Source organism: Dactylosporangium sp. CA-152071 (assembly GCF_050936335.1).
Lineage (GTDB): Bacteria > Actinomycetota > Actinomycetes > Mycobacteriales > Micromonosporaceae > Dactylosporangium > Dactylosporangium maewongense.
This window is the reverse complement of sequence record NZ_JBNJMZ010000003.1, coordinates 23,032-48,988: the sequence shown is the minus strand read 5'-3', so window position 1 is coordinate 48,988 and position 25,957 is coordinate 23,032. Positions and strand designations below refer to the sequence as shown.

Below are 25,957 nucleotides of genomic sequence, written 5' to 3'. Positions count from 1 at the left end.
CCAACAATCCGATCGAGGCCGATCACAGCCGACTGAAGCACCGGCTGCGACCGATGCGCGGGCTCCGAACGGACCAGGCCGCACAGACCATCATCGCCGGGCACGCCTTCATGCAGAACCTTCGCCGCGGCCACTACGAACTCGCCGTCGACGCCCCGCCGACAACGCGGGTCGCTGCCGCGTTCACCGAACCCGCCCGGGCGATCTGACCGCCGACCCGATCAGGGTTCAACGCGTCCCACGTTCCCACAATGCAACGGCGCCCTTCTTCGTCACCGCCGCCCGCGTTCAACGATGCCCGATCCTGGGCGGCCTGATCAACGAATACACCCAGGCCGCATAGCCAGCTCGGCTTTATGAGCCCCACAGGCGAACGCAACAACTCCCTCGGCCTGACCTTCACCAACGGTACGGGCGCCGCGGCGTGCGGATGCAGCTTGCCGGCGGGTCGTAGAAGGCCAGCGCCGGTAGCGCACGGGGAGACCTCGCCCGTCCCATGGACGAGCGTCTTGTGGGTCAACGTCCCAACACCGTTCCTCCGTTGACTCCCACCAGTTGCCCGGTGATGAACGATGCCTCGGGCGAGGCCAGGAAGCCCACGACGGACGCCACGTCCTCGGGTGTACCGGCGCGTCCGACCAGGGTGCGGTCGACCCTGGCCTGGTGGAACTGCGGGTTCATCCGGTCGCCGAAGAACTCGGTGTCCGACACGTACCCGGGCAACACCAGGTTGGCGGTGGCCCCGGCGGGCCCCAGTTCCGCGGCGAGCCAGAAGATCCACGCGTGCAAAGCCGCCTTTGCCGCACCGTACGAGCCGCTGTAGCCGCTGCCGAGTTGGGCGCCGATCGAGCCGATGCCGATCACCCGGCCCTGCTCGGCCAGCTTTGGCCGCAGCGCGGCCACCAGCAGCACGGCGGTCAGCACGTTCTGGTCGAAGTCGGCACGCCACTCTCGGGCGATCGCGTCCAGTTCGGACGGCACCGCCGCGCCGGTGCCCCCGGCGCCTGCCACAATCACGTGCACCCGGTCCACCGCGCGGGCCACCTGCGCGGCACCGTCCGCCGTGCTCAGGTCGGCGGCGACCCAGGTCGCCGTGGGGCCAAGCGTCTCCGCCGCGGCGCGGAGCGTCGGCTCGCGCCGGCCCACCAGCACCACCCGGTCGCCGCTCCCGACGAACGTCGCGGCGACCGCCCGGCCGATGCCGGTGCCGCCGCCTGCCACCACCACAGTACGGCTCATCGAGCCTCCCGAGGAGACTCCCGGCTTTCGCCGCGGAGAGGAACTGGGACACCCCGCGCAGCGGGGCAGGTTCGTGTCACCTGTCAGGGTCGAGGCGTGGACAGGAGCACCTCGTCGCCGGCCGGAGCCGGAACGTCGAGATCGGTGACGACGAGTTCGAGCGGCCCGGTGTAGAGCAGTGCCTTCATGCGACACGCACATCCTTCCGCGCGCCGATGCGCGCACCGCTGTGACTGTCGAACCAGCAGGCGCCGCTCAGGTCGAGCAGCACCCGGCATTCGTCGTCGACGACCAGGCCGGCGTCACCCGGTACCTTCGCGTAGTGCAGGTCGCGCACAGCGGCCGCGCCGAACTCCTCGCTGTTGGCGGCCAGCCCGAGCCGGAAACCGACCACGGTTTCGGCGCCCAGCCGTTCCACCACCGCCACCCGGGCCGGCAGGCCGGGGCCCGTCGCGGCGACCCGCACCTTCTCCGCCCGCACGCCCAGCAGTGCCGTCCCGTCGGGTACCCCGCCGGCGGGCAGGGTCGTTCCGCCGTCGATCGTGGCCTGTCCGTCCTGGACCGTGACCGGCAAGAGGTTCATCGCCGGCGAACCGATGAACCGGGCCACGAAGGTGTTCGCCGGCTCGTCGTAGATCTCCTGCGGGGTCCCGCTCTGCTGCACGACGCCGTCGTTGAGCAGGATGATGCGGGTGCCCATGGTCATCGCCTCGACCTGGTCGTGCGTCACATAGATGAAGCTCGCTCCCACTCGCCGGTGCAGCGCCGTGATCTCGGTGCGCATCTGCGCCCGCAGCTTGGCGTCCAGGTTGGACAGCGGCTCGTCCAGCAAGTAGATCGAGGGCTCGCGAACCAGAGCCCGGGCCAGTGCGACCCGCTGCCGCTGCCCGCCGGACAACGTGCGCGGCCGGCGGTCGAGGTAGGGCGTGAGCTCCATGGTCGCGGCGATGTGCTCGATTCTCGTGGTGATTGCGGGGTCGCGCATCGCCCGCCAGCGCGCCACCATGCCGACGACCGGGATGTGCTGCCACCAGCGGAAGCGGCTCATCAACAGCGGGAAGGCGATGTTGGCCCGCACCGTCTTGTGTGGGTAGAGCGCGTAGGACTGGAAGACGAACGCGACGTCGCGCTGCTTGGGTTCCAGGTCGTTGACCCGTTGGCCGTCGAAGAGCAGATCACCGCCGGTGATGTCGATGAGCCCGGCGATCATGCGCAGCATGGTGGACTTTCCACACCCGGACGGGCCGAGCAGCACCAGGAACTCCCGGTCCGGGATCTCCGTGGAGAACTCGTGGATGACCGGCGTGTCGCCGTAGGACTTCCGGATGGCCCGGAACGCGATGGCTGGCATGCCTACCCCTTCACCGAACCGGAGGTGAGACCACTCACGATCCGGCGCTGGACCAGTAAGAAGAAGACGATGGCGGGAACGGTGAACACCAGCGCGGCGGAGAACACCGTCGACAACGGGGTGATGAACTCGCCGATGAACGACGACAGGCCCTTGCTGGCCGGCCATTTCGCCGAGTCGCGGATGAACGTCGAGGCGAACAGGTACTCGTTCCAGCCGTCGAAGAACGTGATGACGGCGGCCGCGGCCACCGACGGTGCCACCAGCGGCAGCGTGACCTGGGAGAAGATGACGAACCGGGGCGCGCCGTCGACCCGGGCCGCCTCCTCGATCTCGTAGGGGACGCCGTCCACGGCCGACTTGATGATCCACGCGGCGACCGGCATGGCGAAGGCCGTGTTGGCCAGCACCAGGCCGAACAGCCCGTTGATCAGGCCCAGCGACACGAACAGCGTGTAGAGCGGCACGATCAACAGCGCCTCGGGCAGCATCTGAGTGGCGAACAGCGCGAAGCCGATGAGACCTCGGCCGTGGAAGCGGCGGTACCGCGACAGCCCGTAACCGGCCAGCACGGCGAGCGCCAGGCTGAAGAACGTCGTGCCGGACGCCACGATCGCGCTGTTCGTGAGCCAGCGCAGCAGCGGTACCCCGCTGTCGAAGACGTCGAAGATGGCGGCGATCCGGTCGACCCGCGGCCACAGGCTCTGCCCGTTGAACAGTTCCTCGCGGGTGGCGACGGCGGTGTTGAGCATCCAGTACACCGGGAAGCCGGCGACGACGATCAGCACGACGACTGCGAGCCATCGCCCGGGACCCGCTCCGGTCAGCCGCTTCACTGCGCCTCCCGCCGCGCCGAGCGCCGCTCGACGACGAAGTAGACGACGGTGACGACGAGGGACAGGCACAGACCGAGCATCCCCAGCGCGGACGCCCGGCCGAGGTCGGAGTTGGCGAACGCCTCCCGGTAGACGTTGATGACGAGCGTGTTGGTGGCGTCGACCGGTCCGCCGCCGGTGAGCAGGTAGATGATCTCGAACCGGCGCAGCGACCAGATCGTCATGAGCAGCGCGAGGATGCGCAGGGTCGGCGCGATGTGCGGCAGGACGATCTCCTTGACCGCGGTGAACCGGTCGGCGCCGTCGACCCGGGCCGATTCACGCACCTCGGCGGGCACCGACTGCAGGGCCGCGAGGACGACGAGCATGATGAACGGGAACACCTTCCAGACGCTGACCGCGGTCACGGACAGCAGGCCGAGGTCGGGGTCGATGAGCCAGCCCTGCTCACCGATGCCGAGGACGGCGAGGCCGCGGTTGGCGACCCCGTCTCCGACGTTGAAGATCCAGGTGAAGACGAGCACGACGGCGATCGACGGCACCGCCCACGGCATCGTGAGGATGGCCCGCACGACGGCCCGGCCGCGGAATCCGTCGTTGATCGCGAACGCGGCGACCGTGCCGAGCAGCAGCGACCCGGCGACCGTGCAGGCGGTGTAGAGGATCGTGGTGAGCACCGACGACGCGAACCGGTCGTCGACGAGGAGGTCGCGGTAGTTGTCCAGGCCGACGTACTCGCCGCCGTCGGGGTTGAGCAGCTTGGTGTCGGTGAAGCTGAGCAGCACCCCGCGCAGCAGCGGGGTGGCGGTGAACACCAGCAGATAGACTGCCGCACCGCCGACGAACAGGTACGGCGCGAGCCGCGATCGGGTGCTCATGGCCCTCCTTCGGGGGATCGTGCGCGGTAGGTGCCGCTTGGCCCGGCACATACCGCGCCGGCGGCGGGGTCAGCCCCCGACCGCCGCCTTGGCCTCCTGGGCCGCCTTGGCGAGGGCCTCCTCGGGCGGGACGTTCTGCAGCAGCACCTTCTCGATCCACTGCAGGACGATGTGGCGGATCTGCGGGGTCTTGGCCTCGAACCCGTCCACCACGGCGTCGTGCGAGAACGGCGCGTTCGCCCGGTAGGCGGTGACCCACGGGTTGGCCTTCACGTACGTTTCGGGGACGGTCGTGTCGACGGCCACGGTCGAGGCGTTGCCGATGACCTCGGAGAGCTTCTGCTGCGGCTGCGGCTGGACCAGCCAGCGCAGGAAGTCCTTGGCCAGCTCCTTGTTCTTGGAGTGCTTGTTGACGACGAAGTAGATGCCGACCTGGCTGGTGTTCTTGCCCGGGAACGGCAGCTTCGAGGACATGATGGAGGTGCCCGGCACCTTCTCGCTGATCATCGCGGTCGGCGCGCCGGTCGCGTCGATGAGCATGGCCAGCTTGCCCTCCTTGAACTTCGTGCGGAAGGTCGACGCGTCGTCACCCACGGCGAAGGCGCCGGAGTCGTAGACGGCCTTGTAGGCCTTGAGCGCGGCGATGTTCTCCGGGCGGTCGATGGTGAGGGTCTTGCCGTCGGACCAGCCGCCGCCGAAGCCCTGCGGCCAGTTGTTGAAGTCGATCCACCACGGGTTCTCCTCGGCGATGCGGTGGCGCACCGCGAAGCCGGTGATGCCCGTCTTCTCCTTGATGGTTTTCGCCGCCGTGACGAGTTCCTCGGGCGTGGTCGGTGGCTGGACGCCGGCCTGGGCCAGGATGTCCTTGTTCCACAGCAACGCGTAGGGCGCGATCTGGGCGGTGACGGCGAGCTGCTTACCCCGCCACTTGCCGCCCTCGTTGGTGACGTTGAGCTTCGCGTCGGCGCCGAAGACGCCGTCGAGCGGTTCGAGGACGCCTGCCTCGGCGAGCTCGGGCAGGAACGTGTCGGCGACGGCGAACACGTCGGGGCCGCCGCCCGCGGCGATCTGCGTCTTGATGGTGGTCTCGTAGTCGGCCCGGGTGAGCTCCTGCTTGGTCAGCGTCGCCTTGGGGTTCTGCTGCTGGTAGCCCTGGAAGGTCTCCCACATCTTGGCGCCGTAGCTCGGTGCGAGTAGGTCCCAGTGGGTGATCTCGAGGGCGCCGCCGTCCTGGGCGGACTTGGTGGGTTCGTCGGTGTCGCCGCATGCGGCCGTCAGGCTCAGTGAAGCCACGACAGCGGCCGCCAGAAGTGCGGATCGGTATCTCAACATTCCAGTCCACCTCGTGTGGCAGTCGGTGTGTCGGAGGGACGCGGGACTTGGTCCACGACTGTAGACGCGGTGATCGGATATGGGAATACTCGTTCAGATATCTGAATCTACTGCCCATTATCACAGCTCAGCGCCGGTGCATTGCCTACGATCGGACGCGTGTGGCACCCTGCTCGGGACTCAACTCACGGACAAAGATGGACGGAAACCATGGCGCCGACACCCCGATCTCAGGACGCCGCGGACGCCGCGACGCCGGCCGGCTCGATCAAGTCGGCCGAGCGGGTGCTGCAGATCCTGGACCTGGTCGCGCGGCACACTGACGGGATCGACGCCAGCGGCATCCGCACCGCCCTGAAGCTCCCCCGCAGCAGCCTGCACGGGCTGCTGCGGGTGCTGTCGGACCACGGCTACCTGTTCGTGGACCCGAACTCCCGGGTCTACCGGGTCGGGCTGCACGCCTGGGAGGTCGGGCAGGCGTACTCACACAACCAGAACATCACCGTCCTCATTGGACCCGAGATGCGCGCGCTGCGCGACGAACTCAACGAGACGGTGCAGCTGGCCGTCCTGGACGGCCTCGACAACGTCTATCTGGCCAAGGAGGAGTCCGACCATCCGCTGCGCCTGGTCTCCGGCGTCGGCCTGCGGCTGCCCGCGCACACCACGGCGCTGGGCAAGGTGCTGCTGGCCGGCCTGCCCGCGGGCGAGCTGCGCCGCCGGCTGATCGGGGTCACGTTGCAGCGGTTCACCAAGAGCACCGTCGGCGACAAGGCCGAGCTGCTGCGCCGGCTCGCGGCCGTGCGGACCAACGGTTTCGCCGAGGACGACGGCGAATACACCGTCGGGCTCTACTGCGTCGCCGTGCCGGTGCGCAGCGAGTCGGGGGCGGTCGTCGCCGCCGTGAGCTGTTCCACCCCCTCGGCCCGCGCGGGCGCCGCCGGCGACCGCGCCCAGCGATATCTGCCGGCGCTGCGAGCCTGCGCAGGCCGGCTCGCCCCGCTGATGGCCCCGCTGTCCTGAGCGCCGCGGGCGTGGCGTCAGCCGCCCGCTGCCGCCACGCAGTCGATCTCGACGAGCATGCCTGCGGCCAACGTCGACCCCACCGTCGTGCGCACCGGGTGCGGCTCGGACATCAGCCGGCCATACGCCCGGTCGAAGGCGGCGAAGTCGGCCAGGTCCGCCAGGTGCACGGTGACCTTCACGACCCGGCTGAGTGAGCTTCCGCCGGCCCGTAGCACCTCGTCGAGATTGCGCAGGACCTGGACGGTCTGCTCGCCGACGTCACGGCCGACGAGCTCCCCAGTGGCCGGGTCGACCGGTCCCATCCCGGCAGTGAAGAGCAGCCCGTTGACGAGCAGCCCCTGCGAGTACGCCCCGGCCGGGGCCGGTGCCCGGTCGGTCCGGATCTGCTGCACCGTGTCTCCAACTTCCGGTTGAGTGTCTGATGTGGACGAACACTGGTCACTGACCACCGCCTCGCCAGCCGAGGTCATGGGACATCGCGTCGCAGTGGCGGGTCAGCGTGTTCACCAGGTGGTCACGGTGCGCCGGTCCCTCACCGAGCCGGACGCGGGGGATGGAGCAGCTCATCGCGGCCACCACCCGCCCGGTGCCGTCCCTGACCGGTACAGCGACGCAGAAGACCCCAGGGGTGTACTCGCCGTCGTCCTCGCCGAAGCCGCGCTCACGGATCTCCTGGACCCGCTCGAACAGCTGCTGCGACGTGGCGATGGTGTGCTGAGTGAACTTGCGCATGCTCACGCCCTCGAGGCGTGCCTTCAGGTCCCCCGGATCAAGGTAGGCCAGCAGTACCTTGCCGAGGCCGGTGGCGTAGGCGGGCAGCCGCATCCCGACCCGGGACACCAGCCGCAGCGGATGGTCGGCCTCGACCTTGGCGATGTAGACGTTGTCGATGCCGTCGAGCACGGCGAGCTGCACGGTTTCGTTGAGCTTGTCGCGGGCCGCCCGCAGGTGCGGTTCGGCCCTGCGGGCGAGACTGTCCAGGTAGGCGAAGCTTTGCGCGGTCTCCCAGACCCGCACCCCGATCCGGTAGCGCCTCCGATCCTCATCCAGATAGATCCAGCCACGGCCCACCAACGTGCCCAGCAGCGCGTGCAGGCTGCTCTTGGGAAAGCCCAGGTCCTGGCTGATCTGCGGGAACGTGGCGCCGGAGCGGTGCGCCGCCAGGTACTCCATGAGATCCAGAACCCGCTCGGCAGACTTGACACCGGTCGTGGACTGGACGTTCGGCGGGGTGTTACGGGTGGCGGTCATGACGCTGGCCTCCTTGCGTGCTGGGGTGTGACCGGCTGTCCCGACCAGGTTCGATCGGGAAGCGCGCCGCGTTGCCCGGGTCGTGCAACGCCACCACCTCATCACACACGCGTCGATACTGTTTGATGGCCCGGCGGCACGCGGCGGCGTCCTCGGCGATGCCGACAGGGAGCTCCTCGGCGATGTTGCGGTCGAAGAACGCCGTCTCCAGCAGGCCGACCACGCCGTCGGCGCAGCGGACCCGGACGCCGGCCGACCCGGGGTGGTGGCCGCCGGTCGTCTCGAACTCCAGCCCGGGCGCCACGGTGACCGGCCCGTCGGTCAGCACGAGCCGCCCGGCGACCGCCAGGTCCCGCAGCAACGACCATGTGCCGCTCGTGAAGTAGAACTCGGTCGGTGGGTGTCCCGGCGGCGCGCACAACATCTCCCGTACCCCGGCGTACGAGGCGTAGATCGTGGCCCGCGGGAGCAGGTTCGGCAGGAGACCGCCGGTGTGGTACGTGATCGTCTGGGTGAGCAGGACGAAGTCGACGTCCTCGCCGCGGACCCCGAGCGCGTCGAGGGCCTCCGGCAGCAGCCGCACGTCGTGGAACGCGCATCGCGGGTCGAGGGCCTGATTGGCCGTCTCCAGTGCCGCCCGGTCGGCGTCGCCGATCGGCAGGCCGGTGTCGATCAGCCCGGTCCGCTCGCCGTCGGTGACCAGCCAGACGTAGAACCGCAGGTCGTAGAAGTCGTGGTCGTTGCGGCCGAAGAACGCCGCCGAGCCCACGATCGGCATGCGGGCCACCGGCGCCGCCGCCAGCCGCCACGGGCCCGTCATTGGTCGAGCACCTCGACCAGTCGCTTCGCAAGCGCGGCACCGTCGCCGGGCCGGAGTCCCATCGGGTTGACGACGAGCACGCCCTGCCAGGCACGGTCCTCGCCGACGTGGATGCGAGGCGTGCCCCGGTCCAGCTCCCGCACAACGTCATCGGCGTCGCGACCGGACGCGGACAGGTCGATCTCGAGGACCGGCACGTCGAGGTGGTGCTCGTAGCCGTCCCGGACCGCGCACCGGGCGTCAGCCTCCAGCACGGCCCGGATGTCGGCCAACTCCTGCGCCCCGTGCCGGTGGTGGGCGTCCGGGTCCCGGACGAACGCCCGCAGGGCGACGAGCAGACCGACGATCTGCTCGCGGCCGACCTTCATGCCCCGGCCGATGCCGTGCCGGCCGCGGACGGGGTCGGCGCCGGTGATCTCCGAGCGCTGCCAGGTGCGGGGCCGGATGTCCATGTCCTGGTGGTGCAGGGCGACGGCGCCGACCAGGTCGGCCCGGCCGCAGAGGATCCCGGCGGTGTGCGGGCCCCGGAACGCCTTTCCGGCGCTGATCGCGACCAGGTCGGCGCCGCCGTCGAACAGTTCCGCGAGCCTCGCCAGGGGTGGTACGTCCATCGCGGCATCGACGAGCACCGGAACACCGGCGCGGTGGGCCAGTTCCGAGACCTCGGCGATGCCGAGGTGGTCGCCGCCGCGGCCGGGCCGCCACAGCACCAGCGCGGCCCGTTCGTCGAGCTCCCGGACGAGCTCGTCGGGGCGGGTCGAGCCGGGATAGCCGATCTCGACCAGGTCCGCGCCGACGGCGGTCAGCGCGTGGTCGTAGGGGTCCCGGTGGGCCCGCTGGATGATGACCCGGCGGCGGGGCCCGGCGACGTCGGGCAGCGCGTCGATCGCCGCCGGGCGGTCGCCGGCGAGGCAGACGGCGGTGGCGAGGCTCAGGGCCGCGGCGGCGCCGCTGGTGACGTAGGCGGCGGGCGCGCCGAGCAGGGCCGCGATCTCGGCGCCGGCGGCCTCCTGGAGCTCGTCCATGCGCACGTTGCGCGCGCCCGCCGCCCGCATCGCCTCCACGACGTCGTCGGACAGCGGCAGGCCGCCCAGCCGGGTGGCCGGCCCGACCGCGTTGATGATGGTCCGCACGCTCAGTTCAGTATAGATGTCCATGTGTCGATGCCCTTTCAGATTGGTTCGGCGCGGTACACGATCTCGCCGGCCCGGACAGTCAGCACGGCCGCGACGGCCGGAGCCGGGTCTTCGGTCACCCGCAAAACCGCGACGTCGGCCGGTGCACCGGCGCGGAGGGTCCCGACGCCGGCGCCGTCCAGCCCGGCGACCCGGGCCGGCGCCACCGTCGTGCGGCGGACCACCTCGGGCAGGGCGACGCCGAGCCCGAGGAACTTCGCCATCACGTCCGGCAGGCCGCCGACGATGTCGCGGGAGTAGATGTGCAGGTCGGAGCTGATCGTGTCGGGCAGGAACCCGGCGCCGACCGCGGCCCGGGCCTGCTCCAGGTCGAAGCCGCACATGCCGTGCCCGACGTCGAAGAGCACGCCGCGCTGCCGGGCCTCGGAGACCAGGTCGACGACCCGGCCGTGCTCGGTGTACGGGGTGCCGGACAAGCCGGTGAAGCAATGAGTGAGGACGTCGCCGGGGCCGAGCCGGGCCAGGATGTCGGCCAGAGACGCCGGCGGCGGCCCGAGGTGCACCATCAGCGGCAGCCCCTCGGCGTCGGCGACCTCGCGAGCCCGGTCCAGGGCGACGACGCCGTTGTCGCCGGCGACATCGGCGGACGCCCGGACCTTCACGCCGATGATCCGTTCCCGGTGTTCGGCGATCGCCGCGCGGCAGGCGGCGGGGTCGACATACGGGAGGGTCTTCAGCTCTCCGGAGAGCAGGATGCTCGTGGCACCGACGGTGGAGATGTTGATGAACGCGCCGATCCGGGTGCGGGCCTGTTCGACCGTACCGCGGACGAACGCCCCGAACAGGTGCGCGCCGGCGCTGCCGGTGTCCACCATGGTCGTGACCCCGCTGGGCGGGCCGACCACGTCCGGATCGACACCGAGGTCCTGGCCGACGAAGACGTGCGTGTGCAGGTCGACCAGGCCAGGCGTCACCACCAGCCCCGACACGTCCACGACCCGGTCCGCCGCGCCGGCGGTGCCGGCGATCCGCCCGTCGCGCACGACGACGTCCCCCGGGGCCAGGGTGCCGGTCTCGGGGTCGCAGACCAGGCCGCCGCGGAGCACGAACCCGTTCATGCCATCACCTCCGCTGCGCTCAGGCCGCCTGACCTCCTGGCTGCGCCCTGATGACCGGCCCCTCCGCTGCGCTCCGGGCCGGTCATGACAGCCTCACCGGCTGCCCGGTGCGGGCCGACTCGGCCGCGGCGGCGGCGCAGACCACGGCCAGCCGCCCGTCCTCGGCGGCCGGGACGGCGGGCTCCGGCCCGGCGCAGGCCGCCATGAACGCCGAGAGCTGCCGGCGCAGCCAGTCGTCGCCGGCGTACGACTCGGCCCGCTCCCCCGCCGTGGACGACACGGCGAGCGTGCCACCCTGCTCGATCCGCAGCTGCCCGGCGCCGCCCTGCACGACGGTCAACGACCGGGGGCCGGCCACGTGCGTGCGACCGAACGACAGCGCGATCCCGGCGACCGCCCCGGACGCGAACGTCCCGGTGATCGCGGCCGCCGACTCGGCCTCCCCGGCCAGGCCGGTGGTGCGGCAGGTCAGCTCGGCCAGGGGCCCGCCGACCAGCCACGGCAGCCGGTCGAAGCAGTGGTGCGCCTGCAGCTGCAGGATCCCGCCGCCGCGGCCGGCGTCCCAGTACCAGGACGGCGTGTCGGGCGTCGCCTCGACGATCATGTCGGTGACCGACAGCGGCTCCCCGATCACGCCGTCGGCGACCAGCCTTCGGGCCGCGAGCCACTCGGCCCGGAACCGGTAGCTGAACCCGACCATGAGCACGATGCCGGCCGCGTCCCGTGCCTCGATGATCCGGTCCGCCTCGGCGACGGTGTTGCACAGCGGCTTGTCGATCAGGACGTGGACGCCGCTTGCCGCCGCCTCGACGCAGGCGTCGGCGTGGCCGTCGTGGGGCAGCCCGAGGTAGACGGCGTCGACCGCGCCGGAGTCGAGCAGTTCGGGGAAGCCGGCGAACGGGATGCCGCCCGACCGGTCGGTCAGCGCGGCGGCGCGTTCGGGAACCGGGTCGGCGACGGCGGTGACTCGCACCCCGGGCAGCCCTTCGGCGGTCGCCGCCACCTTGGCGCCCATGATCCCGGCGCCGACGATGCCAAGCCTGATCACGACGTCGCTCCTCACATGCCCAGCAGCTCGCCGCCGTCGACGACGATGTCGCCGAGCAGGATGTGGGAGCTTTCCGCGGAGAGCAGGAAGCGCACCACGGCGGCGATGTCGCTGCCGCGGGCGACCCGGCCGGCCGGGACCCGGGGGCGAAACGCCAGCAGGCTGCCGTCGGCCAGGTCGTCGACGGAGGCGTGGTCGCTGGCGAGCTGCCGCATCATCTCCGTGTCCGTCGGCCCGGGCGAGACGGTGTTGACCCGGACCCCGCTGCCGGCGACCTCCAAGGCTAGGACCCGCAGCGACTGGCGCAGGGCGGCCTTGGACGCCGCGTAGGCGGCCTGCCGCATCCGGGGCATCCGCGCGGCGACGGACGCGACCGCCACGATGGACCCGCTCCCGCGGGCGGCCATGCCAGCGGCGTAGCGGCGGGCCACGTCGAAGCAGCCGATCGTGTTGACCCGGAGGATGCGCTCGAAGTCGGCAACGGTGACGTCGAGGGTGGGTGAACTGTCGAAGACCCCGGCGGCGATCGCGACCTTGTCGGCCTCGGCGGTCTCGTCGACCAGGTCCTGTACCGATTTCTCATCGGTGATGTCGACGTGGCGGGCGGTCGCCTCGACGCCCTGCACCCGCAGCGTAGCCGCGACGCGTTCGACGAGGGCGGCGTCGATGTCGGCGAGGACCAGCCGGTCGCCGGGGCAGGCGCGGGCGAGGTCCTCGCCGATCGCCTGCCCGATGCCTCGACCCGCGCCGACCACGACTGCCGTTGTGCTCATGGTTGTTCTCCAGGTTCTGTGGCGGGCGCCGCCGCAAACGCGAACGCCCGGGCGGGGTTTGCGACCGTCATGCGGTGGATGTCCTCCTCGGACACTCCCCGGTCGCGCAGCATGGGCAGGAAGGTCTCGATCACGTTGGCGTAGCCCGGTCCGCCGTACGCGGCGAGCTGGCCCAGCTCGCAGATGTCGTTGGACAGCATCAGCTGCCCGGCCAGTCCCATGGCACACAGCTCGGCGACGTTGTCGGCCCGGAACGACAGGGGCGCGTAACCCTGCACGAAGGCCAGGTTGTCGATGTTGAGCCAGGCGCCCCGTTCGGCGATCGGCAGCCACCACTTCGTCCCGCGCCGGTCGCCCAGGTGCGAGACGATGACGCGGGCCGGGTCGACCCGCTCCTCGGCGAGCAGGTCGAGCTGCTCGAGGGCCAGCTCGCCCCAGTGGGTGGTGTGGGTCATGATCGGGCAGCCGGTGCGGCGGTGGGCCCGGCCGGCGGCGCGGAACACCCGCTCCTGGTGCGGGGTGATGTGGCCGCGCTCGGTGCCGATCTCGCCGATGAAGCCGGGGCGGATGCCGCTGCCGTCAACGCCGTCGGTGATCTCGGCGACGAGGCGGTCGGCGAGGGCTTCGGTGCTGTCGGTGGTGATGTAGCCGGGGTAGACGACCTCGCGGTACCAGCCGGCGCCCATCACGATGTTGACGCCGCTGGCCTCGCTGATCCGGCGCAGGGCCTGCGGGTCGCGCTTGAGCCCGATGTTCGTCGGGTCGCAGATCGTCCGCCCGCCGGCCGCGGCGAACCGGCGGACCTCCTCGACGGCGATCTCCTCGTCGTCGAGGATCGCCTCGTACAGCTGGCGCAGTCCCCACCCGTCGACCAGCACGTGGTCGTGGGTGAGGGTGTTGCCCATGTCCTCGGGCTCGATCGGCCCGAGGACGGTCATGACCTTCCCGGCAAGACTTTCGATCATTTCACACTCCCTGCGGCGAGACCTGTCACGATGTACCGCTGAAACGCCAGAGCGATGAGCACCGGCGGGACGACAGTGAACATGGTGGCCGCGGCCAGCGTCGTCCAGGAGAACTGCTGGAGGTTCTGCAGGCCGGCCACGACCGGCGGCACTGTGAGGGCGTTGGTGAGCACCAGCGAGTAGAAGAACTCGCTCCACGCCTCCAGGAAGACCAGCAGGCCGGCGGCGATCAGCCCGGGCCGGGCGATCGGGGTGACGACCACCAGCAGGCAGCGCAACCGGGACGCGCCGTCGACCTCGGCGGCCTCCTCCAGCTCCTTGGGTACGCTGTCGAAGTACGTCTTGAGCAGCCAGATCGCCAACGGCAGCGTGAACGCGTTGTAGCTGATGATCAGGGCGAGCGACGTGTTGAGCAGCCCGAGCTGCCGGAACGCGACGAAGAACGGCAGCACGATCGCGATGGCCGGCACCACCCGGGAAGCGAGCAGCAGCAGGTACGCAAGGCGCGAGCCGCGGAACTCGTACCGCGAGAACGCGTACCCGGCGGCACCGGCGATGACCAGGTTGCTGGCGACCACGGCGACGCCGACGACCAGGCTCCGGGCGATCGCCGGCATCAGCCGGGCGACCGCGTCGGTGCTCGAGACGATCCCGCCGTCCTGCCCGGTGGAGAACGGCGCGCTGTTGCCGGTGAAGATGGCGACGTAGTTGGCCAGCGTGGGGTCGTGCGGCCACCAGTGGAACGGCTTGGCGCCGATCTCCGACGGACCCATGAAGCTGCTCAGCACGGTGAAGTACAGCGGGAACAGGATCCAGACGAGGAACAGCGCGAACCCGACGTAGATCCCAGCCGAGGCGAGCCGTGAGCGCTTCACTCGACGCCCTCCGTGAAAGTGCTCGAGCGGTACAGCAGCTTGACGAACACGAACCCGAGGACGAGCGCGATGCCGCCGAGGACGACGGCGGTGGCCGAGCCGAGGCCGGTGTTCGTGTAGACGAAAAGCTGCTGGTACAGGTAGATCGACAGGACCGAGGTGGCGTCGCCGGGGCCGCCCTGGGTCAGTGCCCAGATCGTGTCGAACTGCATGAACCCGAAGATCGTGTTGATGATGACCACGACGACGATGACCGGCCGCAGCCAGGGCAGGGTCAGGCGGCGCAGCCGCTGCCAGGCGTTGGCTCCGTCGACCATCGCGGCCTCCGGCAACTCCCGCGGGATCGTCTGCAGCCCGGCCAGAAACAGCAGCCCGGTGAACGACGCCTGCCGCCACGCCCCGGCGAGAATCGCGACGATGAGGGCGCCCGTGCTGTCCGACAGCGGCGCCACGCCGTCCAGGCCGAGGGCCAGGAGGACGCCGTTGAGCGCGCCCACCTCACCGTCGACGAACCATTTCCAGATCATGCCGACCATCACCCACGGGCAGGCCCACGGGACGATGAGCAGGCTGCGGGCCAGCCACTGGCCGCGGAAGCCGGTGTTGAGCAGCAGCGCGAACCCGAGCCCCAGCAGGGTGGAGACGAGCAGGAAGCCGACCGCGTAGAGCACCGTTGTGGTGAGCGCGTGCCGGAACTGCTCGTCGGCGAACAGCGTCTGGAAGTTCGCGAACCCCGCCCACCGCGCCTCGCCGGCGAAGCTGACCCGCTGCAGCGAGTAGATCGTCGTGCGGATCGCCGGCCAGGCGACCAGTCCCAGCACGAACACCAGCGCCGGGGTGGCGAGGACCAGCCCGAACCGGGCGTCGGCCCGGCCCCGCGGCGACGTGCGCCGCCGCGGGGCCGGGGCCATCGTCTCGGCCATGCTAGCTGCCCGCGGCGGCGAGGTTCTTGGCGTCCGCGGCGAGCCCGACGACGGTGTCCTTGACGCCGGCCGAGCCGAGCAGCATCGCCTGAAGCCGGTCGCCGACCTTGACCTGGAACGAGGCGTACCACGGGGCGACCCGCGCCGGGACCACGTCGCTCTGGTTGGCGAAGGCGTCCTCCAGCTTCGGCATGTCGTAGTAGTCCGGGAACGCGGCCAAGAAGTCCTTGTCCTTGAACAGCCCTGGGTACGGGCCGAGCAGCGCCGCCGCCTTCGCCCAGGACGTGAACGTGGAGTACTTGCCGGCCTCGTCCTTCCAGCCGTAGAACTTCAGCAGCTTCCAGGCGTCATCGGCCCGCGCGCCGCCCGCCGTGGCCCCGATCTGGATGACCTCACCGATCTGCAGCGTCTTGCCGGCCGTGCCGGGGTGGCGATACAGCATCGTGACGTTCTTCGACTCCGGACCGTCGGCCGTGCGCACGATCTGCAGGAAGTAGTGGTGCAACTCGAAGAACGTGGAGTTGCCCTGTGCCATCGCGGTGACGTGCGCGCCCGGGTCGGCGGTGAGCACCTCCTTGGACGTCAGTCCCTCCTGGTACATCGCCTTCCACCACTCCATGACGCCGAGCGTCTTGGCGTCGTCGGCGAAGACCGGGGCACCCTTGGCGTCGAACGGCGTGATCCCGTCGGCCAGCAGGTAGACGAGGAAGTACTCCTCAAGGAACTGCTTGGTCCAGTAGCCCGCGTACGGGCTGGCCACCCCGGCGGCCTTGAGCTTCTTGCACTGCTCGTACACCTCCTCCTTCGTGGTCGGAGGTGCGCTGATGCCGTGTTTCTGCAGGTGGCTCTGGTTGTACATGAGGCTGTGCACCGCGGAGAAGTACGGGACGCTGATGATCCGGCCGTCCGCGAGCCGGTGCCGTGCCGCCGACGCGGGGAACATGTCGTTGAGCATGTCCTCGGCACCGGCGAACTTGTTGAGCGTTCCGGCCCAGCCCGCGTCGACGTACTTGGTCGAGGCGTAGGCGAAGTTGTAGAAGGCGTCGATCGCCTGGCCGCCCTGCAGCCGCGTCTGCAGGGCCGGGCCGTAGCCGACGTTCGGGATGAGGGACAGATCCACGCCCACGCCGGACTGGTCCTTGAAGGACGACAGCAGCGTGCGGATCTGATCCGGGTACGCCTCCCAGGCGGTCATCGACAGCGTCCCGGGAGTGTCGTTGGTCTTCGGAGTGGACGCACCGCCGCACGCAGCGAACAGCGACGCCGTGGGAACGGTCAGGCCCGCCGCGAGCGCGCCGCGCAGCAGGCTCCGACGAGAGATCGACGTGCTGGTGGAGAACAAACCCGGGATTGGGCGCCGCTCATCCATGTGACCCTCCGGCCGGCCAGATGGTTCATATACATGAACCTAAGTTCTGAGATGAGCATTCGTACCAGGCCAGCGAGGTGCAAGCAAGAGGCAGCTTCATCGAGCTGGGGTCGGACGGGTCCCGGATCCGGACCGTGCCATTCACGCCGAGCAGGTCGTCCATCCGGCGGCGCGCAACATCATTCCGAATGGCGACCAAAATCATCGACGAACGGCTCCCCGAAGAGTCGGATGCCAAGCAGGCGCTGTCCGACCTCTACGATCTTGGGGTAGACCACCCGGAGTTCGACTGGCACCTGAGCGTGCTCGGCGAATCTGTCCTGGCGCATGCGACTCAGGAAGAGCGCCTGGAATTCACGCAGCTTCGCAAGCATGCCGATCCGGAACGGCTGGGAAAGATGGCGCGTGCTTTCGAGGCGGCGGAGGCGTTGGCCCCCACGCGCCCGCACCCGTCGACCGGCGAGTCAGCCGTCGCGAACATCGTCGTCGGACCGCCGATCGCGGTGTTCGACAAGGTCCGCGACGCTATGCGTGACTGGCGCAAGCAAGCCGGCGAGGGGTGACGAGCCGCGGTGAGCGAGGGATCGGGGGACCAGCGCCGGGCCCTGCCTGGTCCCCCCTTGCGCTGCTGAAGGACGCTGTCCGGCCTTCCGCGTCATTCGTCGCCTCCGGCGCCGCTCGCCCGAGCGATGAGGTAGTGAGGTAGCCGGCGAACGCTGCCAGCGCCCAGGCGGTGCTTGCTGCGGTGAGCGTGAGCCAGATCGGGCTGCGAACCGCGAGCGCTGCAACGATGCCGGCGAAGGCGACCATGCCGAGGGTGCCAAATGCGGCGCCCCCGGCGTCATTGCGGGCCTGGCAACGGCCTTCTTCCTGGGCGACGAGTGTCAGGCTGGCCAGCAGGATCGTGTGCCCCGGATCGGCGGCGGTGTCCAAGACCTGGTTGAGGCCGGGTCCGTCGGGTAGTCGGCGGTATGGCCCCGCTGAATTTCGCGCAGAAGTTGATCCGGTCCCACCTCGTGGCGGGTCAGCCAGTGCGGGGGCAGGAGGTCGGGCTGCGGGTCGATCAGACGTTGACCCAGGATGCCACGGGCACGATGGTGATGCTGGAATTGGAGGCGCTCGGCCTGGATCAGGCGCGCACCGAGGTTTCGGTGCAGTACGTGGATCACAACCTGCTACAGGCCGACGAGCGGAACATGGCCGACCACCTGTTCCTCCGCTCGGCCTGCCGGCGGTTCGGGGTGTGGTACTCCAAACCGGGCAATGGGGTGTCACACCCGACGCACATGCAGCGCTTCGGCGTGCCCGGAAAGCTGCTGATCGGGTCCGACTCACACACCTGCGCGGCAGGTTCGCTGGGCATGCTCGCCATCGGAGTCGGCGGCCTGGACGTGGCGATGGCCATGGCCGGCGAGCCGCTCTACCTTGTCATGCCCGAGATCTGGGGCGTGCACCTCATCGGCGAACTGCCGCCCTGGGTCAGTGCCAAGGACGTGATCCTGGAGATGCTGCGCCGCCACGGCGTCGACGGCGGCGTGCACCGCATCATCGAGTACCACGGGCCGGGCCTCGCCGGGCTGACGGCCATGGACCGGCACGTGATCGCGAACATGGGCGCCGAGCTGGGCGCCACCACGACGGTGTTCCCCGCCGACAACCGGGTGCGCGAATTTCTGGCCGCCGAGGACCGCGAGGCCGACTTCGCAGAGCTGACGGCCGACGACGGTGCCGGCTACGACCTGACCGACGAGATCGACCTGTCCAGCCTGGTGCCGTTGATCGCCCGGCCGGGCTCGCCCGGCGATGTCGTGCCGGTGGCGCAGGTTGCCGGCACACCGGTACACCAGGTCGTGGTCGGCTCCTCGGCCAACCCGGGACTGCGCGACTTCGCGATGGTGGCCGCGGTCCTCGCCGACCGGCAGGCGCATCCGCAGGTGTCGTTGGATGTCAACCCGTCGTCCCGACAGATCCTCGCCGACCTCACCGGCATGGGCGCGACGCTCTCGCTGATCCAGTCCGGGGCGCGGCTGCATCAGACCGGCTGCCTGGGCTGCATCGGCATGGGGCAGGCCCCGGCGGTCGGACGCAACAGCCTGCGCACCATGCCGCGGAACTTCCCCGGCCGATCCGGCACCGCCGACGACCGCGTCTGGCTGTGCTCCCCCGAGACCGCGGCCGCCGCCGCACTGAACGGCGAGATCACCGACCCCCGGCAGCTCGGCATCGCGTACCCGACACTGTCCCTGACGAACCGGTCGGCGGTGAACCGGGCCATGCTCGAACCGCCGCTGCCTGCCGGTAAGGCCGTCCAGGTCCAACTCGACAAAGCGCCGAGCATCGGCACGCTGCCCGACCTCGACCCGATGCCCGAAGCACTCGAGGCGACCGTGGCGATCACAGTCGGGGACGACCTGTCCACCGACGAGATCCTGCAGGCCGGCGCGGAGGCGCTGCCCTACCGCAGCAACATCGCAAAGCTGGCCGAGTTCACGTTCGCCCGGGTCGACGACGAGTACGTCACCCGCGTTCGGAACCAGAACGCGCACGCGATCGTCGCCGGCCGCAACTACGGTCAGGGCTCCTCACGCGAACACGCGGCCCTCGCACCACGCTCGCTCGGCCTCCGGCTCGTCCTCGCCCGCTCCTACGCCCGCATCCACTGGCAAAACCTGATCAATTTCGGTGTCCTGCCGCTGGAGTACGCCGGCGACACACCCGAGGTCGGCGACCGGCTCATCGTGCGGAACATGACGCAAGCCCTGCACGCCGGCGCCGACATCACCGTCCACAACGCCACCCGAGACACGATCCTGCAGGCCCGGCACCAACTGTCCACACGACAGATCAACATCCTGCTCGCCGGTGGCCGCATTCCCGCCCTTGGCCACCACGTAGATCCCAGCGGGAGACAACGCTCGACACCTGATTGTTCCTGATTGTGGAACTGGCGTCTCGGTCAACCTCGATCCGCGCGTACCTGCAGGCCCAGCCGCGCCCCTCGGGTCTGTCAAACGAACGTTCGTTTACAGTCCCCGCACCCCGCAGGACGTAGATTGCGTCGATGAGGTCGCTGGGGACCTCGATGGTGTGCCAGCCGTTGCCGGCGGTCCACCGGTTCGCGCCAGGCTTGATGTACTTCTCGGCCTCAAGGCCAAGTTGCCCGGCCTTGATCCGCATCGATCCGTCCAACGACACGATTCGCACCCGCCGAGCCTCCGCGGCAAAAATCCGGTTGCCGGCCTTATCGGTAGGCAGGTGGTACCTCGCGAGCTGATCCAACTGCAAGCCATGATGACGACACGGAGCGTGCTACCACCCGCCAGCGCCGCAGGTTCCTGCAGCCGACCGCCATTGGTCACACGCAGCTTCTCAAACTTCCGGACCGTCCCCCGGGCGTTGAAACCGACGTCGTCGAGCCGCGTCTTCTTCTCGTCGAGCTCCTCGATGACCGTGGCGGCTCCAGTCCTCAGTGCCGGCCCGGGCGGGCCGTGCCTTCACCCCACGACCGTCCGGGCCAATCGGCAGTTCGACATGAAACCCGGACCGCGGTGCAGCAGGCGAGCGTGCCTGTCGACGCGGCGCAAAACGGCTGGTGTCCCGCTCGTGCCGAGGTCGATTCAGCGTGCGTTTCCTCAACCGCGTAATCCGGGGCCGGGCGAGTATGCAGGCGTAAGGACCCCTCGCGGCGGCAGGGCCGCCATGAACGGACAGTGGCGGAGTCCGAAACGGCGGTGGACGTCGCAGGGGATGGTGCCGTAGTCCCAGGTAGATGGGACAGGTATGGTCCTGGGAGCGCTTCCATGCGCCACGTCGGTGAGCATCAATACGTATCGCGCCAGGAGGTTCCATGTCTGCTCTCGTGTCACCCCGTCGCGCCCTGATGCGTCGTGCATTGACCATCGCGACGGCGGCGGCGACGCTGCTCGTGACCGCCCTGCCTGAGGCTGCCTCCGCCCACGGATCGGCAGCCGATCCGCCGGCGCGCGCATACGACTGCCTGCAGCGGTGGAGCAACAACCACCAGGCGCCGGAGATGGCGAGCCAGGATCCCATGTGCTACCAGGCATGGAAGGCCGACCCGAGCACGATGTGGAACTGGAACGGGCTGTACCGCGAAGGCGTCAAGGGCGACCACCAGGCCGCCATCCCGGACGGGCAGCTCTGCAGCGCCGGGCGTACGCAGGCCGGACGCTACGCCGCGCTGGACGCGGTGGGCCAGTGGAAGGCCACCCCCAAGGACCGGAACTTCTCGGTGAACATCTTCGACCAGGCCAAGCACGGGGCGGACTACGTCCGCGTCTACATCACCCGGCAGGGGTTCGATCCCACCAAACAGCAGCTCGGCTGGGGAGACCTAGAGCTGGTGAGCCAGATCGGCAGCACTCCTGCCGCCAAGTGGCAGCCGGCCGACAACGGCGTCTCGCTCTCGGTCGACGCCGACGCCGGCACGCGCACCGGACGCCACATCGTATACACGATCTGGCAGGCGAGCCACATGGACCAGTCGTACTACTTCTGCAGCGACGTGGATTTCCAGGCGGCCGCATAAGGCACATCGGCACTCACAGCGGCGCTCCGGAGGGCTTGCCGCCGTGAGCCGGCCGGGAGGCGCTCGGGCTGGGCCGCCGATCGTCCGGTAGGTGCGAGCCGCCTCGGACGGGAGCGGGCGTGGTGCCGGGTGTTGATCGCCCGTAGTTGCGCGTGCACGATCCGAACGCTCACGGCGTGCGCCGCGACGATCGCTGCGGCGGACAGGCTGCGCGCGACCGCCCGGAGGCGCGTCCCTTGGCGGGCGGTGACCTGTCGTGCCCGGAACGGGCGGTGTTGTCCGCGCTGGTCCGGGCGCCGCCGCACGCACTGTGGAAGCATCGGATCGTCACCTCCGGCCACCCTGTTGGCCTGGCATCGCCGACTGGTCCGCCGACACTGGACCTGTTCGATGCGGTCCTTCTTGTCAACGTCACCGGGCTGACCGCTAACGCCGTCACATACCCGCACCGGTCCCCACGGCTGGCGTCGTGACCGTCGCGCTGCACAACCTCGGCCTGCGTTGTTCAACCAGCGGCACGTGATTCACAGGACGGCGTGGCTTCCCTCAGCGACGAGGCGCCGTCGTCAGTCCCGGCCGGCGCGCGCAGCTGCCGTCGCGCGGGCCGTTCGATGGTAGACCGCTGTGCCGACCGCCAGCGTGGCGACGGCCATGGACAGGGTCGCGGCGGTGGCTGGCGCGCGTGGGACCGCCCACCACTGTGCCGAGCCGTCCGGGTGGGTGCCCAGCATACTGGTCACAAAGAAGTAGAGGACGGGCAACGCCACCGCGGTGGCCTCGCCCACGATCGTGAGCAGCAGCAGGGCCACACCGGTGAAGGCGGCGACGTTGCGGGTCAGGTCGGCGGCGAACTGGCCGTCGCCGGTGAGCCCGGCCAGTAGTGCCACCACGGTCACCGGGGCGCAGACCACGACCAGCTGGCACAGGTCCGCGGCGAGAAGTCCGCGGCGGGCGCCGTGCTCGAACCGCAGTGTCAGTCCGCCGAAACTGTACGCCGTCAGCGGCGCGTACAACGCGGTCAACAGCGCGGTGACCGCGATCGGCGTGGCCCGTCCCTGCAGCAGTTGAGGTACTGGCAGGCTGGTGCCGGCCAGCCACCAGGCAGTGGCCACCAGCACACTGCCCAGCGCAGCGACCCGCAGGGCGTGGTGGGCGCGGAGGAACAGCGTCATTCGCCGCACCGTCCAACCTCGCGCCACAACCGCGGTGCTTCGGTCGGGACGGGCGCGGCAACGTCACCGAGGGCCTGGGCCACGCCGAGCTCGGCGGCAAGCAATGCGGACAGCTGGTCAAGCCGCTGATCGCGGGCCGGATCGCTGAAGTCGCGCAGGCAGTTGGCCAATGCTCGGGGCAACATTTGGGCCATCGTCGCCCGGGCCGATTCCTCGCTGGTCGCGGTCGTCGTGATCGCCAGCATGCCCTCCGCCTGGATCGGGCCGATCCGGTCGACGGCCGGGGCCGGCAGTCCCAGATCGGTCCATGCCGCGCTGGCCGCCCGCCAGGCCGCCTCGTTGGCGGCGAACGCGGCAGCGTCCTCCGGCCACAGACATACCGGCAGCCGGCAGACCAGTGCGTCGGCGGGACGGGTCCGGGTCGGCATCGGGCCGAGCCCGGCGACGGCGGTGATACCTCCTGCCGCGCCGACCAGGGCGGCGACCGCGACCACGGCGGCCGCCCATGGCCGGTACTGGCTCGGCGCCAACCGGACCTGGGCCACGCACACCGATAGCACCGCGACTGCGCCGAGCACCCCGACCGAACCCACCAGGACGCGCGGGTCCAGCACCTCACTGGTCGAGCAGCAGTCGAACGGGCTGCCGTTGACGTGGCGCAGCCAGAACGGCTGCCAGCCGGCCGGCAGCGTGAGTGCCAGGTAGGGCACCAGGAGCGCTGCGGTCATCGCCAGCAGCCGTCCCAGGACCAGCGCCAGCGCGGCGCCGAAGGCGGTCCAGGCCAGCACCCCGACAAGCGACAGCGATGGCAGTTCCCAACCGGGCCACGCCGGGCTGGGCAGCAGCAGCGCCTCGGCGTAGAGCGCCAGGTGGATCAGCACCCCGACGGCCAGCACCGGCGCCAGTCGAGCAGCCAGCACCAGCCACCACTGGCGGCGTACCGTCAGCAGGCCCCACAGCACCCGCAGGGTGGCCGCCTCCCACACCGCGCACAGGGCAAGGATCGGCGCCAGAATCGCCATCGCACCCGTCACCGCCGCCGCCCGGGCCGGAGCGTAGTTCACGGTGGTCGCGTTCGCTGTCAGGAACAGGTGCGCCAGCACGAAGCCCGGCAACGCAAGCCAGACCGCTGGAGTACGCAGGTAGGAGCGGTCAACCCGGCGAGCCGGCCATCGGACGACGGGCGGCATCGGCGATTCAGCGCTCACGGAGTGCCTGCGCCAGGTCCGCTACCACGCCACTGGGATGCTCGGCAGCAAAGAAGTCCCGCACTGACCCGTCGAAGGCCAGCCGGCCCCGGTCCAGCACCAGCAGCCGGGTGAACGGCGCACCGATGTCCGACGCGGTGTGCGACGACACCAGGATGCCCACCCCCTGCTCGGCGAGAGCGCGGAGCACCGTGCGGACCGAGCGGCGAGCCAGTGGGTCGAGCGAGGCGGTTGGCTCGTCGAGCAGCAGCACGTTCGGCTCGGACGCGAGCGCGCAGGCGATTCCCAACCGGGCCAGCTCACCGCCGCTGAGCCTGGTCGCCGGCCGATCGGTCAGTTCGGTCAGATCAGTTCGGGCCAGCGCACGAGTTCCCGCCGGCACTGCGTCGTCTGCGCGGACCCCGGCCAGCCAGGTCGCGTAGCGCACCTGCTCGCCGACGGTGAAGCCGGGCAACGCCGGCGTGTGCTGGGGCGACCAGCCGATCCGACCGGTCTGGCTGACCGTCCCCGTGGTCGGCCGGAGCTGGCCGGTCAGCAGTCGCAGGAGGGTGGACTTGCCGGCCCCGTTCGGCCCGATCAGCACCGTAGGGCGTTGATCAAGAGCGACCGACACGTCGGTCAATACTGGCGCCGAGCTGCGTCCCCGGTACCGAAACGACACTCGATCAGCCCGAATGGCGAACGCCGCATTGTCGATGATGAGTGCCCTCGCTCGTCGGTTGTGCCGGTCTGGCGTTGCCGGGCGGGCGACGACCCGCCCACCCGACAACGTGCTGGAGCAACGCGCTAGTACACCGTGCCGACGCTGCTCGCCGAGACGGTGCCGAAGTCATAGTGCCAGAACTGCAGGAAGTAGTCGCCGGAAGTCTGGTCGCCCCAACTGCCGGTGCCGGTGCCACCGCTGCAACTGGAGACGTTCCGGCGGCCGTAGGAGACATCCGGTGCGAAGGAACGCTTCCGCCGCAGGTCAACCTCTAGGAAGAAGTTCGCGCCGTCGTCTCGGGAGCAGCCGGACAGGGTGGTCTTCGTGATGGTGCCGTCGTTGTTGGCGTCGTGCCAGGTGCGCGAGGTGAACCCGCTGCGGACGCCGCTGAGACTGCTGTTCCAGCTGCCTTCGGCAAACGCGGGAACCGGAGTCAGGATCAGCAAGGCGGTCAGTGCCGCCACCGACCAGCCCGGCACCCAGCGCGGCAGCGACCCTGCCGGCCGAGCACCACCTTCACGCCGGTCACTCAATGACAGATTCATGTGCCCTCCCTCGTGATTGGCCACCGCCTCACGCATCCCACCTATCGCGGATGGTCGTTCCGCGGGTCATGGCGGTGCAGCAGCGGGTCTCACCCTGGCGTTCAGCACTCATCGATGTCAAGCCATACGCGCGTTCTTTTGCTCCAGCGAAAACAATGATTCGTCGGCTCCTGCCGGGCGGCCGGGCCGCAACACGGATGACATGGTGTTTCTCGTTTCGATGCTGGTCGAGTGATGACTTGACTGCCCCCACCGCGGCAGCGACTTGTGATATGTTCGCCGACGGGGAGTCGCATTCGGGCAGGTCAGCGGCTCAATGCGTCCCGGAACTCGATCAGTTGATGTGCCCGAGTGATCACCCCCGGGATGCAATGTTCGCCAATAGCCGATGCGGCATTCCGGGCGTAAAAAGATCGGGAACACTCCAATTCACCTTCACCTCCGGCAGGGCCTTTGCAAGGTAGGGATTTGACCGTTTTGCGCTACGGCAGTAGCGCGCTTGCCGATAACCCCATCCGCCCTGGTGAGGGCCAGCGCGGGGTGGCGGAGATGTTGACCCGGTTGCTGGGCCTGGGCATAGCTGGTGATCGATGCGGCATGATGGACTGCCGTGCCGCTGCGACTGGCCTACCTGGCTGTGACGAACACGTTCGCGGTGCTGCGGCTGCTGCCGATGAGCAATCGGGACAAGGACGTGGAAATCCTTGCCCTGCGCCATCAGATCACAGTGCTGGAACGCCAGCTGGGCAAGGAGAAGGTGCGGTTCGACGCGAGCGATCGGGCGTTCCTGGCGGTGCGGGTGCCGACCATGACGTCCGCCCTGGTCAGGGTCGGTTTGAC

At 69.9% G+C, this 25,957-nt stretch carries 25 protein-coding genes and 1 pseudogene; 6 read left to right on the top strand and 20 right to left on the bottom strand.

The genetic code is table 11. The annotated features are described in order from the left end of the window. Nucleotides 1-2 precede the first annotated feature (2 nt). Nucleotides 3-209, top strand: a pseudogene (locus tag ACQEVZ_RS60240) (DDE-type integrase/transposase/recombinase); the annotation flags it as partial. A 307-nt stretch (nucleotides 210-516) separates the two neighbouring features. On the opposite strand, the gene ACQEVZ_RS60235 reads toward ACQEVZ_RS60240, so the two are convergent. The 5 genes from ACQEVZ_RS60235 to ACQEVZ_RS60215 form a co-directional block, all read right to left on the bottom strand. Beyond that, complete coding sequence (locus ACQEVZ_RS60235; RefSeq protein WP_433386342.1) at nucleotides 517-1,239, bottom strand: SDR family NAD(P)-dependent oxidoreductase; 723 nt, start codon at nucleotides 1,237-1,239, stop codon at nucleotides 517-519. A 184-nt stretch (nucleotides 1,240-1,423) separates the two neighbouring features. Beyond that, nucleotides 1,424-2,590 carry an ABC transporter ATP-binding protein gene (locus tag ACQEVZ_RS60230; protein ID WP_433386340.1) on the bottom strand — a complete coding sequence of 389 codons (1,167 nt, stop codon included), beginning with the start codon at nucleotides 2,588-2,590 and terminating at the stop codon, nucleotides 1,424-1,426. 2 nt (nucleotides 2,591-2,592) lie between these two features. Then, entirely contained in the window at nucleotides 2,593-3,426 is an 834-nt protein-coding gene (locus ACQEVZ_RS60225) for a carbohydrate ABC transporter permease (protein ID WP_433386338.1), read from the bottom strand. Further along, the gene (locus ACQEVZ_RS60220; RefSeq protein WP_360563126.1) at nucleotides 3,423-4,304 is read right to left on the bottom strand and encodes a carbohydrate ABC transporter permease; all 882 of its coding nucleotides are present in this window, start codon (nucleotides 4,302-4,304) and stop codon (nucleotides 3,423-3,425) included. The genes ACQEVZ_RS60225 and ACQEVZ_RS60220 overlap by 4 nt, the downstream gene beginning before the upstream one ends. Before the next feature lie 69 nt (nucleotides 4,305-4,373). Continuing rightward, nucleotides 4,374-5,636 carry an ABC transporter substrate-binding protein gene (locus ACQEVZ_RS60215; protein ID WP_433386336.1) on the bottom strand — a complete coding sequence of 421 codons (1,263 nt, stop codon included), beginning with the start codon at nucleotides 5,634-5,636 and terminating at the stop codon, nucleotides 4,374-4,376. 210 nt (nucleotides 5,637-5,846) lie between these two features. On the opposite strand from ACQEVZ_RS60215, the gene ACQEVZ_RS60210 reads away from it, so the two are divergent. After that, nucleotides 5,847-6,659 (top strand): IclR family transcriptional regulator, encoded by an 813-nt coding sequence (locus ACQEVZ_RS60210; protein ID WP_433386334.1) that lies wholly within the window; start codon nucleotides 5,847-5,849, stop codon nucleotides 6,657-6,659. Nucleotides 6,660-6,676: 17 nt separating this feature from the next. On the opposite strand, the gene ACQEVZ_RS60205 is transcribed toward ACQEVZ_RS60210, so the two are convergent. The 11 genes from ACQEVZ_RS60205 to ACQEVZ_RS60155 form a co-directional block, all read right to left on the bottom strand. Continuing rightward, nucleotides 6,677-7,054 carry a Rid family detoxifying hydrolase gene (locus ACQEVZ_RS60205; RefSeq protein WP_433386332.1) on the bottom strand — a complete coding sequence of 126 codons (378 nt, stop codon included), beginning with the start codon at nucleotides 7,052-7,054 and terminating at the stop codon, nucleotides 6,677-6,679. Between the two features lie 46 nt (nucleotides 7,055-7,100). Beyond that, nucleotides 7,101-7,913, bottom strand: a complete 813-nt coding sequence (locus ACQEVZ_RS60200) for an IclR family transcriptional regulator (RefSeq protein ID WP_433386330.1) — start codon at nucleotides 7,911-7,913, stop codon at nucleotides 7,101-7,103. Beyond that, nucleotides 7,897-8,733, bottom strand: coding sequence for a hypothetical protein (locus ACQEVZ_RS60195; protein ID WP_433386328.1), 837 nt, complete (start codon nucleotides 8,731-8,733; stop codon nucleotides 7,897-7,899). Before ACQEVZ_RS60195 ends, ACQEVZ_RS60200 begins: the two co-directional genes overlap by 17 nt. Continuing rightward, entirely contained in the window at nucleotides 8,730-9,890 is a 1,161-nt protein-coding gene (locus tag ACQEVZ_RS60190) for an aminotransferase class V-fold PLP-dependent enzyme (protein ID WP_433386326.1), read from the bottom strand. Before ACQEVZ_RS60190 ends, ACQEVZ_RS60195 begins: the two co-directional genes overlap by 4 nt. Nucleotides 9,891-9,904: 14 nt before the next feature. Beyond that, nucleotides 9,905-10,987, bottom strand: coding sequence for an amidohydrolase family protein (locus ACQEVZ_RS60185; protein ID WP_433386324.1), 1,083 nt, complete (start codon nucleotides 10,985-10,987; stop codon nucleotides 9,905-9,907). Between the two features lie 82 nt (nucleotides 10,988-11,069). Continuing rightward, complete coding sequence (locus ACQEVZ_RS60180; RefSeq protein WP_433386322.1) at nucleotides 11,070-12,035, bottom strand: Gfo/Idh/MocA family protein; 966 nt, start codon at nucleotides 12,033-12,035, stop codon at nucleotides 11,070-11,072. Nucleotides 12,036-12,046: 11 nt separating this feature from the next. Continuing rightward, the gene (locus ACQEVZ_RS60175) at nucleotides 12,047-12,808 is read right to left on the bottom strand and encodes an SDR family NAD(P)-dependent oxidoreductase (protein WP_433386320.1); all 762 of its coding nucleotides are present in this window, start codon (nucleotides 12,806-12,808) and stop codon (nucleotides 12,047-12,049) included. Further along, complete coding sequence (locus tag ACQEVZ_RS60170) at nucleotides 12,805-13,773, bottom strand: phosphotriesterase family protein (protein WP_389339045.1); 969 nt, start codon at nucleotides 13,771-13,773, stop codon at nucleotides 12,805-12,807. The genes ACQEVZ_RS60175 and ACQEVZ_RS60170 overlap by 4 nt, the downstream gene beginning before the upstream one ends. After that, nucleotides 13,770-14,648 (bottom strand): carbohydrate ABC transporter permease, encoded by an 879-nt coding sequence (locus tag ACQEVZ_RS60165; protein WP_433386317.1) that lies wholly within the window; start codon nucleotides 14,646-14,648, stop codon nucleotides 13,770-13,772. Before ACQEVZ_RS60165 ends, ACQEVZ_RS60170 begins: the two co-directional genes overlap by 4 nt. Continuing rightward, nucleotides 14,645-15,571 carry a carbohydrate ABC transporter permease gene (locus ACQEVZ_RS60160; protein WP_433386315.1) on the bottom strand — a complete coding sequence of 309 codons (927 nt, stop codon included), beginning with the start codon at nucleotides 15,569-15,571 and terminating at the stop codon, nucleotides 14,645-14,647. Before ACQEVZ_RS60160 ends, ACQEVZ_RS60165 begins: the two co-directional genes overlap by 4 nt. Nucleotide 15,572: 1 nt before the next feature. Continuing rightward, entirely contained in the window at nucleotides 15,573-16,940 is a 1,368-nt protein-coding gene (locus tag ACQEVZ_RS60155) for an ABC transporter substrate-binding protein (protein WP_433386313.1), read from the bottom strand. A gap of 188 nt (nucleotides 16,941-17,128) precedes the next feature. On the opposite strand from ACQEVZ_RS60155, the gene ACQEVZ_RS60150 reads away from it, so the two are divergent. The 4 genes from ACQEVZ_RS60150 to ACQEVZ_RS60135 all read left to right on the top strand — a co-directional run bounded on the left by ACQEVZ_RS60150 (nucleotide 17,129) and on the right by ACQEVZ_RS60135 (nucleotide 21,962). Next, nucleotides 17,129-17,503 (top strand): hypothetical protein, encoded by a 375-nt coding sequence (locus tag ACQEVZ_RS60150; protein ID WP_433386311.1) that lies wholly within the window; start codon nucleotides 17,129-17,131, stop codon nucleotides 17,501-17,503. A 408-nt stretch (nucleotides 17,504-17,911) separates the two neighbouring features. Continuing rightward, on the top strand, nucleotides 17,912-19,876 hold the full coding sequence (locus ACQEVZ_RS60145; protein WP_433386309.1) for an aconitate hydratase: 1,965 nt from the start codon (nucleotides 17,912-17,914) through the stop codon (nucleotides 19,874-19,876). A 911-nt stretch (nucleotides 19,877-20,787) separates the two neighbouring features. After that, entirely contained in the window at nucleotides 20,788-21,489 is a 702-nt protein-coding gene (locus ACQEVZ_RS60140) for a lytic polysaccharide monooxygenase auxiliary activity family 9 protein (protein WP_433386307.1), read from the top strand. A 176-nt stretch (nucleotides 21,490-21,665) separates the two neighbouring features. Continuing rightward, the gene (locus tag ACQEVZ_RS60135) at nucleotides 21,666-21,962 is read left to right on the top strand and encodes a hypothetical protein (RefSeq protein WP_433386305.1); all 297 of its coding nucleotides are present in this window, start codon (nucleotides 21,666-21,668) and stop codon (nucleotides 21,960-21,962) included. Nucleotides 21,963-22,055: 93 nt separating this feature from the next. Here the strand turns inward: ACQEVZ_RS60135 and ACQEVZ_RS60130 are convergent, their stop codons facing one another. The 4 genes from ACQEVZ_RS60130 to ACQEVZ_RS60115 all read right to left on the bottom strand — a co-directional run bounded on the left by ACQEVZ_RS60130 (nucleotide 22,056) and on the right by ACQEVZ_RS60115 (nucleotide 25,117). Continuing rightward, nucleotides 22,056-22,661: a hypothetical protein gene (locus tag ACQEVZ_RS60130; RefSeq protein WP_433386303.1), complete on the bottom strand. Its 606-nt coding sequence runs from the start codon at nucleotides 22,659-22,661 to the stop codon at nucleotides 22,056-22,058. Next, nucleotides 22,658-23,725: a hypothetical protein gene (locus ACQEVZ_RS60125; RefSeq protein ID WP_433386301.1), complete on the bottom strand. Its 1,068-nt coding sequence runs from the start codon at nucleotides 23,723-23,725 to the stop codon at nucleotides 22,658-22,660. Before ACQEVZ_RS60125 ends, ACQEVZ_RS60130 begins: the two co-directional genes overlap by 4 nt. 133 nt (nucleotides 23,726-23,858) lie before the next feature. Continuing rightward, the gene (locus ACQEVZ_RS60120; RefSeq protein WP_433386399.1) at nucleotides 23,859-24,482 is read right to left on the bottom strand and encodes an ABC transporter ATP-binding protein; all 624 of its coding nucleotides are present in this window, start codon (nucleotides 24,480-24,482) and stop codon (nucleotides 23,859-23,861) included. Nucleotides 24,483-24,655: 173 nt separating this feature from the next. After that, nucleotides 24,656-25,117, bottom strand: coding sequence for a hypothetical protein (locus ACQEVZ_RS60115; RefSeq protein ID WP_433386299.1), 462 nt, complete (start codon nucleotides 25,115-25,117; stop codon nucleotides 24,656-24,658). Nucleotides 25,118-25,957: the final 840 nt, after the last annotated feature.